The organism is Kribbella sp. C-35 (genome assembly GCF_046549195.1).
Classification (GTDB): domain Bacteria; phylum Actinomycetota; class Actinomycetes; order Propionibacteriales; family Kribbellaceae; genus Kribbella.
Window position 1 is genome coordinate 393,945 of sequence record NZ_JAJPWG010000002.1, and the last position, 14,896, is coordinate 408,840.

Here is a 14,896-nt window from a genome sequence, read left to right on the forward strand (position 1 = left end):
TCAGCTCGGTCGAGCGTGGTTGCGTTTTCCCGGCCGGCCGACAGCTTCGCCAACCCGCCGTTCCACATATCCGCCACCGTTCCGGTGGATTCATCCCTTCCTGATGCCGAGGCTAGGCGCGCCCCACCACCCGGTCAAGACGGACACTCACCGACGCCACCGTCGATCTCCACAAGACCACCCACCAACGTGGTCTACTCCAGATCTCGCCGCCGCACATGAGCCGTGCGGGACCAACCGTGCCGCACGGCCGAGCGCGGTGACCGTTCAGGGTCGTAGCGGGGCTAGCTGCGTGTGCTGCTGCCCTGGGACCCGGCTGCCCCTTCCGACGCACCGGACGTGTCAGCCGCCGACTCGCCAGGGGCTGGTTCGGTCGTGCCTGCCGGGGCCCCACCGGGGGATTCGGAACCCGTCTCGGTGGACTCGGACGCGGCCGCGGTGGGTTCGGATGTGGCGGCTTCTGTGGGCTCAGGCGGCGCTGCGGGCGCGGATTCTGCTCCCGGCTGGCTCGGGGTCTCGTCGGAGGTCTGCTTGTCGACGAAGCCGCCGACCTTCTGCTGGACTGCGTCGACCTTCTCCGCGTACTTCCCGCCGGTTTGCTTGTCGATCAGGTCGCCGGCCTTCTCGACGCCGGCCTTGATCTTGTCCGGGTTCTGCTTGACGACATTCCGGAGCCAGTTCTTCGCCTGTTCCTGGAAATCGTTCATTGCACCCTCCGCGGTGTCTGGGGCGGATCGACGGAAAATCCCAGCCTACGGACCGGAACAAATACCGGCCCTACCTCGGATAACACACCGTCACGGCGCACCCGTCAACGCCCCTCGCCGCAGCCCACCCCCCGAACCCACGTCACCCTCCGTAACCCCACCCCCACAAGCCCCCAATCAGCACCCGGCTTCGGGGTGGTGACTCGGATTGCGGGCTATCTGTTTCCGAGGTGTGCCTTGGCGACGTCGGCCGGTGCGTGCACCAACCAAGCGTCGAGTAGTGCTTCCTCCAGGACGGCCTCCGACACCTCGTCGAGCTGAACAAGCACCGCGGCGTACCCGTTGAAATGCGGAATCGTGAAGAACCCGTCCCCCGCCCGCGCCTGCAGCACGGCCTCCTTCTCCGCAAGATCCTCAACGACCAGCGCGACGATCGGCCCACCCGGCGGCGTCTCGTCCCCGAACCGCTTCACATCCGCCTTACTGAACGGCCGCTCCCACGCATACCCCTTGCCACCAACCGCCCACGTCCGCATACCGTGCCGGGTCGTCTCCACGGTCTCCGGCAACTGGCCAACCAACCGCTCAACGTCCTCGAAGCTCGCCATGCAGCAGACGCTACTCCCGCAGCCGCGGGACGGCCGGGCAATCAGTTGGGCACCAGTCTCAGGTAGCGCCGGCGGCTTGCTGATGTGGTCGTGGCGGAACACCGAGGTCAGGTCACCGAACGTCTTGCGACGCCACTGGCTGATGTTCGGCTCCCGGACACCGGTGAGCTTCTCGAGGAACTGAACCACCGACGTGTGATCGAACTTCTGGCTGCTCACCCGCCCACCGGCGGTCCACGGCGACACCACGATGCACGGCACCCGAAACCCGCCACCTATCGGCAGGCCGAGCGTGTGGGGCGCTACTCGGGTCCGAGACCGGACTCGTCGACTAGTGGGAACTCATCGTGCGACGCGTCCAGTTCCTGTTTCACGATGCTCATCGCCATGCCTCCGGGGTAGCCCTTGCGGGCGAGCATGCCCAGGAGCCGCCGCATCGCGACCTGCCGCTCCAGCGAACGCATCGACCGCAGCTTCCGCCGTACCAGCTCGCGCGCCTTCTCCTCTTCCTGCTCAGGCTGCAGCTCCTCGAGCGCATCCCGTGCCAACTGGTCGTCCACCCCGCGCCGTCGGAGCTCCTGCGCCAGCGCCCGCTTCCCCAGCCCGCGCCCGCGATGCCGCGACTCCACCCACGCATTCGCGAACGCCGCATCATCGATCAACCCGACGTCGGTAAACCGATCCAGCACCGCATCGGCCACCTCATCCGGAATGTCCCGCTCAGCCAACAGATCAGCCAACTCGGCCCGGGTCCGCGGCTGCCCTGTCAACTTGTCCAACAAGATCGTCCGAGCCACCGAGTACGGGTCCGCGTCCGCCCCATCGAACCCCGGATCCCCCGTCCCCTGCGGCTCATCCCCAACCGGCCGCTTCCCTCGCCGCCCAAACCCCCCACCAACCCGCCGCCGAGCACTCCCCCGCCCAGCCCCACCCCGCCCCGAGCCACTCCCACCACCTGCGGAACCCGCCCCACCACTCCCAGACCCCGCCCCGCCCCGCGCAGCACCCACCCCGGCACTCCCGGAGCCCGCTCCGGTCCCCGCAGAGCCCACCCGGGCACTCGCGGAACCCGCACCGCCCGGCCAGCTGTCCTCGCCGGCGCTCGCAGAATCCACGGCGTCGAGTCGGACGCCGTCACCCGCCGAGCCACCTGCGCCCGCCGAGGCCGGCGGCGTGTTGTCTGCGGAGACTGGTTCCGAGCCGCTCGTCGACACGGGTCCAACGACCGGGTCCGACCACGGATCGACGCTCGGACTCAGCGTGCCTTCGACTCGCCCGGTGGGCGCTTCAAGAGGTACGCCGTTGCCGGATACGTCGGCGGGTTCGTCCGTCGGTCCGCCAGTGCGAGCGTCGGCTGGTACGTCGCTGGACGCGGAGGCAGCTGTCTCGTCGGATGCTGCCGTTGGCGTGCTGGGGACAGGTTGGTCCGTATGGCGGATGGAAGCGCGTGATGTGGTGACGCTCGTGGCGGCAGGCGATGGGTCGTCGACAGAGGTATCGACTGGATCTGACCACGGGTCGAAGACGTCGGCTGGGCCGAGGTCGTCGCGCGAGGCTGACGTCGTGGGGTCAGCTATCGGCGCGGGCGTCGAGTCGCTGGCCTCGGTGGTGTGGGGACCGCTCGAGGTGCTGCGATTCGCGCTGTCACCCAGCGGGGCAGGGGCATCGTCGGCGAAGGCTTGGGCCTCGGCTCGGCGCGCGGTGGCCTGGGTCTCGAACGTCTGAGCGGTTCGTTTGTCCTCGTCGCCCCAGGGGTCAATCGGATTCGCGATTGAGTCACGTCGCGACGTGGTCCGACGAGCTGTCGACGGAGTCTGTTCCGCAGCTGACTCCGGGCGAGCGCGTGTCTTGCGAGGACGTGACTCCCGCTCACCCGAGTCATGAGCCTCAGGTGAAGGCTCGTCCCAGGGGTCCACGGTGCCAGCGGTTCGCCTGATGGAGCTGGTGCGTCGTCCCGTTGTGCTCCGCTCCGACTCGCCGCTGTCCAGGAAGTCGTCGGGGTCTTCCCACGGGTCGGCAGCGCTCGCTCCACGACCCCGAGTACGACGACTTCCTCGCCTCGAACCAGCGGACGAACCGTCGCCGTCACCAGACCCACCACCTGCGCCGCCTGCACTACCCGGACCACCGTCGCCCGACGAGCCCGACGTAGGCGCGGATCGCGCCGAATCGCGCTCCGCGGACACCTGCTGAGCCGACGTACGCCGGTACGACGTGCGCTCGGCGGCCGTCGGCTCTATGGCAGCTGGCCCTGTGACAACCGACTCTGTGGCAGTTGGCTCTGTGGTGAGCGGCTCTGCCGTGTTCGCGGACGCGGTCGTCCCTTCGGCCAGGAGTTTGCGGGCCAGGGCGAGGCGTTCGTCGTGAGGTAGAGACAGCGCCGCGGGGGCAGCGTCGTCGGCGGCCGATGGCTGCCGGGAGACGCTGCCGCCCGCGGAGGGTCGGTCAGAAGTCGACATCGACCTCGGCCGCGGCCTCGCCGGCCGGCTGGTCAAGGGTCGGGCCGATGCCCATCTTCTCCTTGATCTTCTTCTCCAGCTCGTTGGCCAGATCGGGGTTGTCGCGCAGGAAGTTCCGCGCGTTCTCCCGGCCCTGGCCGAGCTGGTCGCTCTCGTACGTGAACCAGGCGCCGGCCTTGCGGACGAAGCCCTGATCCACACCGAGGTCGAGCAGGCTGCCCTCGCGGCTGATGCCCTGGCCGTAGATGATGTCGAACTCGGCCTGCTTGAACGGCGGGGCCACCTTGTTCTTCACGACCTTGACGCGGGTCCGGTTACCGACGACGTCGGTACCGTCCTTCAGCGACTCGATCCGGCGCACGTCCAGCCGCACCGATGCGTAGAACTTCAGCGCCTTACCACCGGTCGTCGTCTCCGGGGAGCCGAACATGACGCCGATCTTCTCGCGCAGCTGGTTGATGAAGATCGCGGTCGTGTTCGTCCCGCTGACCGCGCCGGTCATCTTCCGCAGCGCCTGGCTCATCAGCCGGGCCTGCAGACCGACGTGGCTGTCACCCATCTCACCCTCGATCTCGGCCCGGGGCACCAGCGCGGCCACCGAGTCGATCACGACGATGTCGATCGCGCCGGAGCGCACCAGCATGTCGGCGATCTCCAGCGCCTGCTCACCGGAGTCGGGCTGCGAGACCAGCAGCGCGTCGGTGTCGACGCCCAGCTTCCGCGCGTACTCCGGGTCGAGGGCGTGCTCGGCGTCGATGAAGGCTGCGATCCCGCCGGCCCGCTGAGCGTTGGCGACCGCATGCAGCGCGACCGTCGTCTTACCGGAGGACTCCGGACCGTAGATCTCCACCACCCGGCCGCGCGGCAGTCCACCGATCCCGAGCGCGATGTCGAGCGCGATCGAACCGGTCGGGATGACCTCGATCGGCGGCCTGTTCTGCTCGCCCAGGCGCATCACCGAGCCCTTGCCACACTGCCGCTCGATCTGTGTCAGCGCAGTCGCAAGCGCCTTCTCACGATCCGCTTCCTTGCGCTCCGCGCTCACCGCTGCACCAGCCATCTGACTGCCACCTGACCCATCTCATAATCGGGGCCGCTTCCTAGCCGCCCGGAGGACTTCTCGTATCGCCAAAGAAGGTATCCATCACGTCGGACAGTTTTCGCCGCGACTTCGAATCTGTGGACAACTCGGCCGTCCAACCACCTTCCGAGCACCAAAGTATCCCGAACACGTGTTCGAATCACAACTGACACGCCGAAGCCTGTTCCCGCAACCATCCTGACCCAGCCGGTCCCTACTCTTGCGGACGTGACAGACCGTCCCGACGTACCCGATTCCGCCGTGGTCCTCGCGATCAGCAGGGTCGAATTCGGTATCGACATCGTGCTCGACGCGCTCCGCTCGCAGGACCCGTTCGGCATCCGCACCGTCCTCGCCGAATACTCCGCTCAGGAGAAGCCCAACCTCGCCGAGAAGGGTCTGATCCTCGCGATCGACCGGCTGCTGCAGATGAAGGTGCCCGGCCACGAGGAATGGCCGACTCTCCCGCTCGCCAAGCGCTGCGACTGGTGGGTCGAGCGCCTCGGCGGGTTCGCCGCGGTCGTCGCCGGTCTCCCCCGGCTCAGCGGCGCGGCAGCGGACCGGTTGCCGATGAAGGACACCCTCGGCGCCGCCGTGCAGGCGATGGTGATCGGCGCGGTCTGCCGCGAGTACGGCGTGGAGGCGCACGCCGACCGTACGTCGATCATCATCCGCGTACTCACCGACCGCCCGATCACGCCGGACGAGGTCCTCAAGTACGACGACCCGGAGATCGCCGGCAAGGACGTCTCCGAGCAGTTGGGGCTCGACGAGGTCGCAACGGACATGGGGTTGCGCAAGGGCGTCCGGCTGGTTTGGCGACTGAGCAAGCTGTTCGGCGGACTCAGCGAGGTGTTCGAGGACCGTCCGCGCGGCAGCCTGGGCGCCCGGTTCGTCGGGAAGCTCCCCGGCGTCGGCGTGGTCGGCGGCTTCTTCGACGAGCGCAAGGGCATCAAGAAGGCGGCGTACGAGGCCGCGGATCTGCTCACCACCAGCGCGTTCCGGGTCAAACCGGTGTAAAAGGCTGGGACCCGCCACCGCAGTACTGGGATGATCTCCGCATGACTGGGATCGTCATCGCGCGGCCGGACGACACCTGGCCCGCGCAGTACCAGAAGACCGCTCAGGTGATCGGCGGACTGCTCGGCGAGCTGGCCCAGCGGATCGACCACATCGGCTCCACCTCGGTGCCGGGTCTCCCGGCCAAGGACATCCTCGATATCCAAGTGACGGTCGGCACCGAACCGGACCTGGACGACGTCGCCGAGCAGATGGCCGCCGCGGACTGGGGGCTCCGCCCGCCGCGGCGTGACCACCCGGTGCCGGGTCTGCCCGCCGACGACATCCAATGGGTGAAGCGGATGCTGGTCGAGCCGATGTACCGGCGCCGGGTGAACCTGCACATCCGTGTCGCAGGGCGGGCCAACCAGCGGTACGCGCTGCTGTTCCGCGACTATCTGCGCAGTCATCCGGAAACGGCGCGGGCGTACGCCGTCTTCAAGCAGCACGCGGCCGCGCTCCGGCTCGAGATCGGCGACTACAGCGACCTGAAGGACCCGGTCTGCGATCTCATCTATCTACCGGCCGAGGAATGGGCCGCCCGCACCGGCTGGACACTCTGAGAACTGAACCAGTGCCCGTGCAGGCAGGACGACGCACGGTGAGCGCAGTACTACCGAGTGGTCGTTGACCCTGTCTGACGCAGCCACCAGGCTGGTTCGGGGGCGTCGTGATCGGTCCGGCGTGCGGACGGATGTCTCTCCAGGGGGCGTGGTTCGGGTGCGCGGAGTGGGACGGCTCGCGGCGTTGCCGTGCGGCAAGGTGTCGAAGTGGATCGTGCTGGCGCTGTGGATCGTCGCGATAGGGGTGTCCTTCAGTCCGGCGGGCAAGCTGACCGGTGCGCAGGAGAACGACGCTGTCTCGTGGCTGCCCGGTAAGGCGGAGTCCACCGAGGTCTTGAAGGCGACCCAGCAGTTCTCGTCCCCGGACGAGATTCCGGCTGTGCTGGTGTACGAACGCTCGTCCGGTATCACTCCCGCTGACCAGCAAGCGGTCGCTCGACAGGTCGCTCAGTACGGCGATCTGCAGGACGTCGACCGTGACGTCATCGGGCCGATCCCGTCGGAGGATCGCAAGGCACTCCAGGTGCTCGTACCGATCAACGCCGGCTCTGGCGGCTGGGAGACCATCGGTGCGCGTGCCGACGACATCAGGCGGATCGCGGCGGACCGGCCAGACGGACTGTCCTTCCACGTGACCGGACCGGGCGGATTCGCCGCCGACTCGCAAGAGGCCTTCGCAGGTATCGACGGCAAGCTCCTGTACTCCGCTGCAGCCGTGGTGATCGTCATCCTCCTGCTCACCTACCGGAGCCCCGTGTTGTGGCTGCTGCCGATCCTCTCCGCAGGTGTCGCACTCTTTGCGGCACAGGCCGTCATCTACGTCTTGGCGACCCGAGCGGACCTGACCGTCAACGCCCAGAGCGCAGGCATCCTGACAGTCCTTGTCTTCGGCGCGGGGACGGACTATGCCCTGCTACTGATAGCCCGCTACCGCGAGGAACTCAGGAAGCATCAGGACAGGCATGAGGCGATGGCATTCGCTTTGCACCGGTCCGGTCCGGCGATCATCGCATCAGGATCCACAGTGGTAGCAGGCATGCTCTGTCTGCTGTTCGCCTCGATGAACTCCACCCGCGGGCTCGGTCCGGTCGCAGCAGTCGGCATCGTGATCGCCCTGCTCGCCATGCTGACCTTGCTGCCCGCACTGCTCGTCATCTGTGGTCGTTGGGTGTTCTGGCCGCTCCGTCCGACGTACGGATCGGATGACCACACCGAGACGAGTGTGTGGGGTCGCATCGGCCGACGGATCGCCGTACGGCCGCGGCTGACCTGGATCACCACGTCCGTACTCCTGGGCATCGCCGCCCTCGGCATGCTGACACTCAATGCCAACGGCCTGTCCAACGAGGAGTCCTTCGTCGGTACGCCGGACTCCGTCGTCGGAGAGAAGATCGTGGCCGCCCACTTCCCGGCCGGCGCGGGCAACCCACTGGTGGTGGTGAGCAAGGCTGACAAGGCCGCGGAGGTCCGTACGGCGATGTCCTCGACGCAAGGCATTGCGGCGGTGGCGGAGCCGCGGGTTGCCGGCGGACTGGCGTACCTCGAGGGGACCATGACCGACGCGGTGGACACGCAGGCCGCGAAGGACACCGTCGATCGCGTACGCACGTCCGTCCACGCGGTGCCGGACGCCGACGCACTCGCCGGCGGTGGTGCCGCGATCCTGCTGGACACGCAGCGGGCGTCCGCTCACGACAACAAGCTGATCATCCCGGTGGTGCTCGCGGTGGTGCTGGCGATCCTCGCACTGTTGCTGCGGGCACTGGTCGCACCGGTGATGCTGGTAGCAACCGTCGTACTGTCGTTCGGCGCGGCGCTCGGGATCAGCTCACTGGGATTCAAGGCACTCGGCTTCGAGGGTGCGGACACGTCGTTGCCGCTGTTCGTCTTCGTCTTCCTGGTTGCCTTGGGCATCGACTACAACATCTTCCTGATGACACGTGTGCACGAGGAGGCGAAGACCCACGGCACCCGGCGCGGTGCGCTGATCGGGGTGGCCGCGACCGGTGGGGTGATCACGTCGGCCGGACTGGTGCTGGCGGGGACCTTCGCGGTGCTGGCGACGCTGCCGGTGGTGGCTTTCGCGGAGATCGGCATCGCGGTCGCGCTCGGCGTACTGCTCGACACCATCGTCGTCCGTTCCGTGCTGGTCACGGCGCTGAACCTGGACATCGGCCGGCACCTGTGGTGGCCGAGCCGGCTGGCCCGTCAGCGCGATCCTGGTCCGGCCGACAGCCTGCCTGAGGGCGAGTCGACGCTCACCAGGACCTGATCGAGTGGCGTGGGCTGGCCAGCGTGGGCTGGTCAGCGTTCGCTGGGCGGAAGGTTGAGGTGCGCCCACACCGCCCGCCAGACGAACTTGGCGGCCTCACCGTCGGCCAGGGCCTCGACGACCGTGCGGCCGCCGAGCTCCTGGACCACCTGGGTCTCTGCCCAGGTCCGTGCATACGCGGGCCCGAGATGGTGATCCATCCGTGCCCAGAATTCCGTCAGTCTCATGCCTGCCCGTCGTTGTCCTTCGGCGGCGGTCCCCAACCGCCCTGCTGCCCCTGCTGAGGCGCCGACGGACCACCCTGCGGGCCCCAACCACCCTGCTGCTGCGGCGGCTGCTGACCGTAACCCTGCTGCGGAGGCTGCTGACCAGGCTGCTGACCCTGACCAGGCTGCTGTCCCCAACCACCAGGGCCCTGCTGAGGCGGCTGCTGCGAGCCCCACTCCCCCTGACCTTGCTGAGGCTGCCCAGGGTACTGCTGCTGACCAGGCTGACCATGCTGACCGGGCCCCTGCGGCGGCTGACCCGGGTACTGCCCCGGCTGTCCGCCGTACTGACCAGGCTGTCCGGGCTGTCCCTGCTGACCGCCGTACTGACCGGGCTGGCCCGGGTACTGCCCACCGGGCCCCTGCTGGCCGTACTGCTGCTGGCCGAACCCAGGCTGCCCCGGGTACTGCCCCGGGGCGCCGTACTGACCCGGCTGGCCCGGGTACTGCCCCGGGAACTGCTGGCCGTAGCCCTGCGGCCCCTGCTGCGCCTTGCGGCTACGCAGGATGAAGACCACCGCCGCGCCGATCGCCAGCAGCACGAGCACGATGATCAGGATCAGCGCCCACATCGGGAACCCGCCACCGGCCTCGGAGGTCAGCGAGATCTTCCCGAGCTTGTCGATGCTGTCGTACGTCGCGGTCCGGCCGCTGACCTTCGCGCCGCTGTCGTGTTCGAGGATCTTTCCCGGCATGGTGATCTTGAAGTTCACCTCCGGCTGGCTGCCGGACGGCAGGTTGCTGCCGAGGTCGCCGGCCTCGACCGTCACCTTGACCTTGTCGCCGTCCTTGGTGAAGCCGACGCCTTCGCCGCTCGAGCTGCCCATCTTGTCGAACGGCACGTTCTTGAAGGTGCAGTCGGAGCCGACGTACTTGTCGTCCTCGTACGACTTGCACTCGACGCCCTGCGTGGCAGTCGATTTGACGCCGCTCTCGACCTGCTGGCGGATCTTGTCGAGGGACTGGCCGCTGGACTGCAGCAGCTGCTTGTCCACCCCGAGCTTCATGGTCCCCGAGACCGTCTCGTTCGACCCGACCTTCAGGTCGGCGTCGAGCTTGACGCACCCGGTCAGCCCGACCAGGCAGGCCACGACGACGAGGGCTCCACGTACGCGGTTCATCATGCGACCGATCATTCCAGACGAAGGGGACAACCGGCGCACCGGACGGAAAGCGCCTGCTCACGGTGGGCGATCGGGCGGCTCGTGAAAACTGTCGGCGGGACCCGGCAAGATGGTCGGCGTGAAGAAGACCAGCGCGTTGAGCCGGTTCTCGCCCGCGACCCGGGCGTGGTTCGGCGACGTCTTCGAGGCGGCCACCCCGGCCCAGCTCGAGGCGTGGGACGCCATCACCGCGGGCCGGGACGCGCTGGTGGTCGCCCCGACCGGCTCCGGGAAGACGCTGGCGGCCTTCCTGTGGGCACTGGACCGGCTGGCCACGACACCGCCGCCGGACGATCCGAAATTGCGCTGCCGGGTGCTGTACGTGTCACCGCTGAAGGCGCTCGCCGTCGACGTCGAGCGGAACCTTCGCGCGCCGTTGATCGGCATCCGGGAGACCGCCCGCCGGCTCGGTGAGGCGCCGATCGACGTCGAGGTCGCGGTGCGCTCGGGCGACACCCCGGCCAACGAGCGGCGACGGTTCGCCACGCGGCCGTCCGACGTACTGATCACAACTCCTGAGTCCTTGTTCCTGTTGATGACCTCGCAAGGCCGGGAGTCGCTGCGCGGGGTCGAGACCGTCATCGTCGACGAGGTGCACGCGGTCGCCGGTACCAAGCGGGGCGCGCATCTCGCGCTGACCCTCGAGCGGCTCGACACACTGCTGCCGCAGCCGGCGCAGCGCATCGGCCTGTCGGCGACGGTGCGACCGGTGGAGGAGGTCGCGCGGTTCCTCGGCGGCGAGCGGCCGGTGACGGTCGTGCAGCCCAAGTTCACGAAGCAGTGGGATCTGAGCGTCGTCGTACCGGTCGAGGACATGGCTGAGCTGGCCGCGACCGAGGTCGAGACCTCTGGGTCCGCGGCCGGTCCGCAGCAGCATGCGTCGATCTGGCCGCATGTCGAGGAACATGTCTTCGACCTGATCAGTCAGCACAGTTCGACGATCGTCTTCTCGAACTCGCGCCGCCTGGCCGAGCGACTCACTGCCCGGCTGAACGAGATCGCTGCCGAGCGCGCCGAGCTGGAGCTGCCGGAGCTCGGCTCACCTGCGCAGCTGATGGCGCAGTCGGGCGGATCGCTCGCGGCTCCGCCGTTGATCGCGCGGGCCCATCACGGCTCGGTCAGCAAGGAGCAGCGGGCGCTGATCGAAGCGGATCTGAAATCCGGGCGGCTGCCGTGCGTCGTGGCGACGAGCAGCCTCGAGCTCGGCATCGACATGGGCGCCGTGGATCTCGTGATCCAGGTCGAGGCGCCACCGTCGGTTGCCAGCGGACTGCAGCGCGTCGGTCGTGCGGGCCACCAGGTGGGAGCGGTGTCGCGCGGTGTGCTGTTCCCCAAGTTCCGCGGCGATCTGATCGACACCGCCGTCGTCGTGCAGCGGATGCGCGACGGCCTGATCGAGAGCCTGCACATCCCGGCGAACCCGCTGGACGTTCTCGCGCAGCAGATCGTGTCGATCGTGTCGCTGGACTCCATCGACGTCGACGAGCTCTTTTCTCTGGTACGACGCTGCGCGCCGTTCGCGACGCTGCCGAGATCGGCGTACGACGGGGTGCTCGACATGCTCTCCGGTCGGTACCCGTCCGACGAGTTCGCGGAGCTGCGGCCGCGGATCGTCTTCGACCGGGTGAGCGGGGAGATCTCCGGCCGGCCGGGCGCGCAGCGGCTCGCGGTGACGAGCGGCGGGACGATTCCGGACCGCGGGCTGTTCGGCGTGTTCTTGGTCGGCGAGTCGACGAACCATCGCGTGGGCGAGCTCGACGAGGAGATGGTGTACGAGTCGCGCGTGGGCGATGTCTTCACCCTCGGCGCGTCGAGCTGGCGGATCGAGGACATCACGCACGACCGGGTGCTCGTCTCCCCCGCGCCCGGTCAGCCGGGCAGGTTGCCGTTCTGGAAGGGCGATGCGGTCGGGCGGCCGGCGGAGCTCGGCGCGGCGACCGGCGCGTTCGTTCGCAAGATGGCGTCGTTGCCCGCGGGTAAGGCGATCGAGCGCGCGCGGACCGCGGGCCTGGACGAGTACGCCGCGAACAACCTCGTCGCGTATCTCGCCGAGCAGCGCGACGCGACCAGCCGAGTGCCTGACGACGTGACGATCGTGGTCGAGCGGTTCCGCGACGAGCTCGGCGACTGGCGGGTGTGCGTGCACTCGCCGTACGGCGGACAGGTGCACGGCCCGTGGGCGCTGGCGATCGCTGCGCGGCTCCGGGATCGCTACGGGATGGACGCGCAGTCGGTGTCCGGCGACGACGGGATCGTGCTGCGCCTGCCGGAGACGGACGAGCCGCCGCCGGGCGCGGATCTGGTGTTGTTCGATCCCGCGGACATCGAGGATCTGGTGACCACCGAAGTTGGTGGGTCGGCGTTGTTCGCGGCGCGGTTCCGGGAGTGCGCGGCGCGGGCGTTGCTGCTGCCACGACGCAATCCGGGACGACGGTCACCGCTGTGGCAGCAGCGGCAACGCGCCTCGCAGTTGCTGAGTGTCGCGAGCAAGTTCGGGTCGTTCCCGATCGTGCTCGAGACCCTGCGCGAAGTCCTGCAGGACGTCTACGACCTGCCTGCGTTGAAGGAGCTGCTGACCGGGATCAGCGAGCGCCGGATCTCGGTCGTCGAGGTTGAGACATCCGAGGCGTCGCCGTTCGCGAAGTCGTTGCTGTTCGGCTATGTGGGCGCCTTCATGTACGAAGGTGACAGCCCGCTCGCCGAGAAGCGCGCAGCCGCGCTGTCGCTGGATCAGAGTCTGCTGGCCGAGTTGCTCGGGCGGACCGAGCTCCGTGAGTTGCTCGACGCCGAGGTCGTACTGCGGACCGAGGCCGAGCTGCAACGCCTTGCCGAGGATCGCCGAGCGCGTGATGCCGAAGGGTTGTTCGACGTACTGCGGATCATCGGTCCGCTGTCGTTGCCGGAGGCAATCCAGCGGTGCGTCGACGGTTCGGATGCGGAGTCCTGGCTGACGTCGCTCGCGGCCGCGCGTCGCGTCGTCCGGGTGCGGATCGCGGGCGAGCATCGCTGGGCGGTCGTCGAGGACGTGGCTCGGTTGCGCGACGCCCTCGGCGTGCCGCTGCCACCTGGCGTTGCGGAGGCGCATGCCGAGCCGGTCGCCGATCCGCTCGGCGACCTCGTGTCTCGGTACGCGCGGACGCACGGACCGTTCCGCGCGATCGATCTCGCGACCCATCTCGGCATCGGAGTCGCAGTCGTCACCGACGCGCTGCGGCGGCTGAGCGCGGCCGGTCGAGTCGTCGAAGGCGAGTTCCTGCCGGGCGGGATCGCGCTCGAATGGTGTGACAGCGAGGTCCTCCGGCTGCTGCGACGCCGCTCCCTCGCCGCGCTGCGCAAGGAGGTCGAGCCGGTCGATCCCTCCGCGCTGGCGCGATTCCTGCCCGCCTGGCAGGGCATCACGAGCAGCCGCGGCCGCGGGTACGACGTACTTCTCGGAGCGGTCGAGCAACTCGCGGGATGCGCGGTGCCGGCGTCGGCTCTGGAGTCGATCGTGCTGCCGTCGCGGGTCCCCGGGTATCAGCCGTCGATGTTGGACGAGCTGACCGCGACCGGTGAAGTGGTGTGGGCCGGCTCGGGTTCACTGCCCGGAACCGACGGATGGGTGTCGCTGCATCTGGCCGACAACTGCGACTTGACGCTGCCTGACCCGGATCCGGCTTTCGAGCTCGGCGACACGCACCAAGCTGTGCTGGACGCGTTGGCCGGGGGCGGTGCGTTCTTCTTCCGGCAGTTGAGCGACGTCGTCGGTTCCAGTTCTGGTGCGATCGAGGACGAGACGCTGGTCGGCGTTCTCTGGGACCTCGTCTGGGCCGGGTTCCTGACGAACGACACGTTGACGCCGGTCCGATCGCTCGTCGGTGGTGGTCGCGGCAGTCATCGAACTCGTCGTGCGACTCCACGTGCGCGTCCGGGTCGGCCGATCCGGCCAGGACGACCCGCGATGCCGTCCCGGAGTGGTCCGCCGACGGCCGGCGGGCGGTGGTCGTTGCTTCCGGCCCGAAGCTCGGATGCGACCCGGCGGGCGCATGCCGCCGCCGAGACCCTTCTCGATCGCTACGGCATCGTGACGCGGGGTTCGGTGATCACCGAGCGGACGCCTGGTGGGTTCGCGGCCGTCTACAAGGTGCTGAGTGCCTTCGAGGAGTCCGGGCGGTGCAGGCGCGGGTACTTCGTCGCGGGCCTCGGAGCTGCCCAGTTCGCACTGCCCGGCGCAGTCGATCGGCTGCGGGCGCTCGCCGAGCTACCGACCTCGAGGCCTGACGGACCATTCGGCTCCCCGGGACGGTTCGGGCCCGGTGGCGCACGGGCAGGCGGTGCCGCTCGCGGCCGGAAGGACGAGGAGCTGACCGCGCGCGCCGTCGTACTGGCTGCGTCCGATCCAGCCAACCCGTACGGTGCCGCGTTGCCCTGGCCTGAGCGGGAAAGCGCCGGCGGGCATCGCCCCGGCCGGAAGGCAGGCGCGTTGGTGGTGATGGTCGACGGGCAGCTGATCGTGTATGTCGAGCGTGGCGGGCGGACCGTGCTGAGTTTCACGGAGGATCCCGATCTGCTGCAGCCGGCCGTTGACGCGTTGGCGCTGTCGATCCGGGACGGTCAGCTCGGCAAGCTCAGCGTGGAGACCGCGGACGGTGAGCAGGTTCGCCATACCGCGTTCGGGGACGCGTTGGCCAAGGCCGGATTCCACGCCACGCCACGCGGTCTGCGGCTCCGGGCGTGAA

General features: G+C 68.8%; 11 protein-coding genes. 5 read left to right on the plus strand and 6 right to left on the minus strand.

Going from position 1 to position 14,896, the window contains the following annotated elements:
- Window positions 1-284: 284 nt before the first annotated feature.
- The 3 genes from ACLJOO_RS14525 to ACLJOO_RS14535 form a co-directional block, all read right to left on the minus strand.
- Window positions 285-707 (minus strand): Rv0909 family putative TA system antitoxin, encoded by a 423-nt coding sequence (locus ACLJOO_RS14525; protein ID WP_410787594.1) that lies wholly within the window; start codon window positions 705-707, stop codon window positions 285-287.
- A 215-nt stretch (window positions 708-922) separates the two neighbouring features.
- Complete coding sequence (locus tag ACLJOO_RS14530; RefSeq protein ID WP_410788674.1) at window positions 923-1,600, minus strand: alkaline phosphatase family protein; 678 nt, start codon at window positions 1,598-1,600, stop codon at window positions 923-925.
- A 17-nt stretch (window positions 1,601-1,617) separates the two neighbouring features.
- Entirely contained in the window at window positions 1,618-2,529 is a 912-nt protein-coding gene (locus ACLJOO_RS14535) for a regulatory protein RecX (RefSeq protein ID WP_410787595.1), read from the minus strand.
- Between the two features lie 349 nt (window positions 2,530-2,878).
- On the opposite strand from ACLJOO_RS14535, the gene ACLJOO_RS14540 reads away from it, so the two are divergent.
- Window positions 2,879-3,040, plus strand: a complete 162-nt coding sequence (locus tag ACLJOO_RS14540) for a hypothetical protein (RefSeq protein WP_410787596.1) — start codon at window positions 2,879-2,881, stop codon at window positions 3,038-3,040.
- Between the two features lie 720 nt (window positions 3,041-3,760).
- On the opposite strand, the gene recA is transcribed toward ACLJOO_RS14540, so the two are convergent.
- Window positions 3,761-4,834: a recombinase RecA gene (gene recA, locus ACLJOO_RS14545; protein ID WP_410787598.1), complete on the minus strand. Its 1,074-nt coding sequence runs from the start codon at window positions 4,832-4,834 to the stop codon at window positions 3,761-3,763.
- A 249-nt stretch (window positions 4,835-5,083) separates the two neighbouring features.
- Here recA and ACLJOO_RS14550 point away from each other — a divergent pair, with 249 nt between their 5' ends.
- From ACLJOO_RS14550 to ACLJOO_RS14560, 3 genes are all read left to right on the plus strand, one after another.
- On the plus strand, window positions 5,084-5,875 hold the full coding sequence (locus tag ACLJOO_RS14550) for a hypothetical protein (protein WP_410787600.1): 792 nt from the start codon (window positions 5,084-5,086) through the stop codon (window positions 5,873-5,875).
- Window positions 5,876-5,916: 41 nt separating this feature from the next.
- Window positions 5,917-6,477: a GrpB family protein gene (locus tag ACLJOO_RS14555; RefSeq protein ID WP_410787601.1), complete on the plus strand. Its 561-nt coding sequence runs from the start codon at window positions 5,917-5,919 to the stop codon at window positions 6,475-6,477.
- A 166-nt stretch (window positions 6,478-6,643) separates the two neighbouring features.
- On the plus strand, window positions 6,644-8,749 hold the full coding sequence (locus ACLJOO_RS14560) for an MMPL family transporter (RefSeq protein ID WP_410787603.1): 2,106 nt from the start codon (window positions 6,644-6,646) through the stop codon (window positions 8,747-8,749).
- Between the two features lie 32 nt (window positions 8,750-8,781).
- Here the strand turns inward: ACLJOO_RS14560 and ACLJOO_RS14565 are convergent, their stop codons facing one another.
- Both ACLJOO_RS14565 and ACLJOO_RS14570 read right to left on the minus strand, forming a co-directional pair.
- Entirely contained in the window at window positions 8,782-8,976 is a 195-nt protein-coding gene (locus ACLJOO_RS14565) for a DUF3046 domain-containing protein (protein ID WP_130379664.1), read from the minus strand.
- The gene (locus tag ACLJOO_RS14570; RefSeq protein WP_410787604.1) at window positions 8,973-10,139 is read right to left on the minus strand and encodes an LppM family (lipo)protein; all 1,167 of its coding nucleotides are present in this window, start codon (window positions 10,137-10,139) and stop codon (window positions 8,973-8,975) included. Before ACLJOO_RS14570 ends, ACLJOO_RS14565 begins: the two co-directional genes overlap by 4 nt.
- Window positions 10,140-10,248: 109 nt before the next feature.
- On the opposite strand from ACLJOO_RS14570, the gene ACLJOO_RS14575 reads away from it, so the two are divergent.
- Entirely contained in the window at window positions 10,249-14,895 is a 4,647-nt protein-coding gene (locus tag ACLJOO_RS14575) for an ATP-dependent helicase (RefSeq protein ID WP_410787605.1), read from the plus strand.
- Window position 14,896 lies beyond the last annotated feature (1 nt).

What these genes read in the sequence shown, in the direction of transcription:
- ACLJOO_RS14525 (WP_410787594.1), bottom strand. Translation starts at nt 707, where the DNA reads ATGAACGATTTCCAGGAACAGGCGAAGAACTGGCTCCGGAATGTCGTC.
- recA (WP_410787598.1), bottom strand. Translation starts at nt 4,834, where the DNA reads ATGGCTGGTGCAGCGGTGAGCGCGGAGCGCAAGGAAGCGGATCGTGAG.
- ACLJOO_RS14555 (WP_410787601.1), top strand. Translation starts at nt 5,917, where the DNA reads ATGACTGGGATCGTCATCGCGCGGCCGGACGACACCTGGCCCGCGCAG.
- ACLJOO_RS14565 (WP_130379664.1), bottom strand. Translation starts at nt 8,976, where the DNA reads ATGAGACTGACGGAATTCTGGGCACGGATGGATCACCATCTCGGGCCC.
- ACLJOO_RS14570 (WP_410787604.1), bottom strand. Translation starts at nt 10,139, where the DNA reads ATGATGAACCGCGTACGTGGAGCCCTCGTCGTCGTGGCCTGCCTGGTC.
- ACLJOO_RS14575 (WP_410787605.1), top strand. Translation starts at nt 10,249, where the DNA reads ATGGTCGGCGTGAAGAAGACCAGCGCGTTGAGCCGGTTCTCGCCCGCG.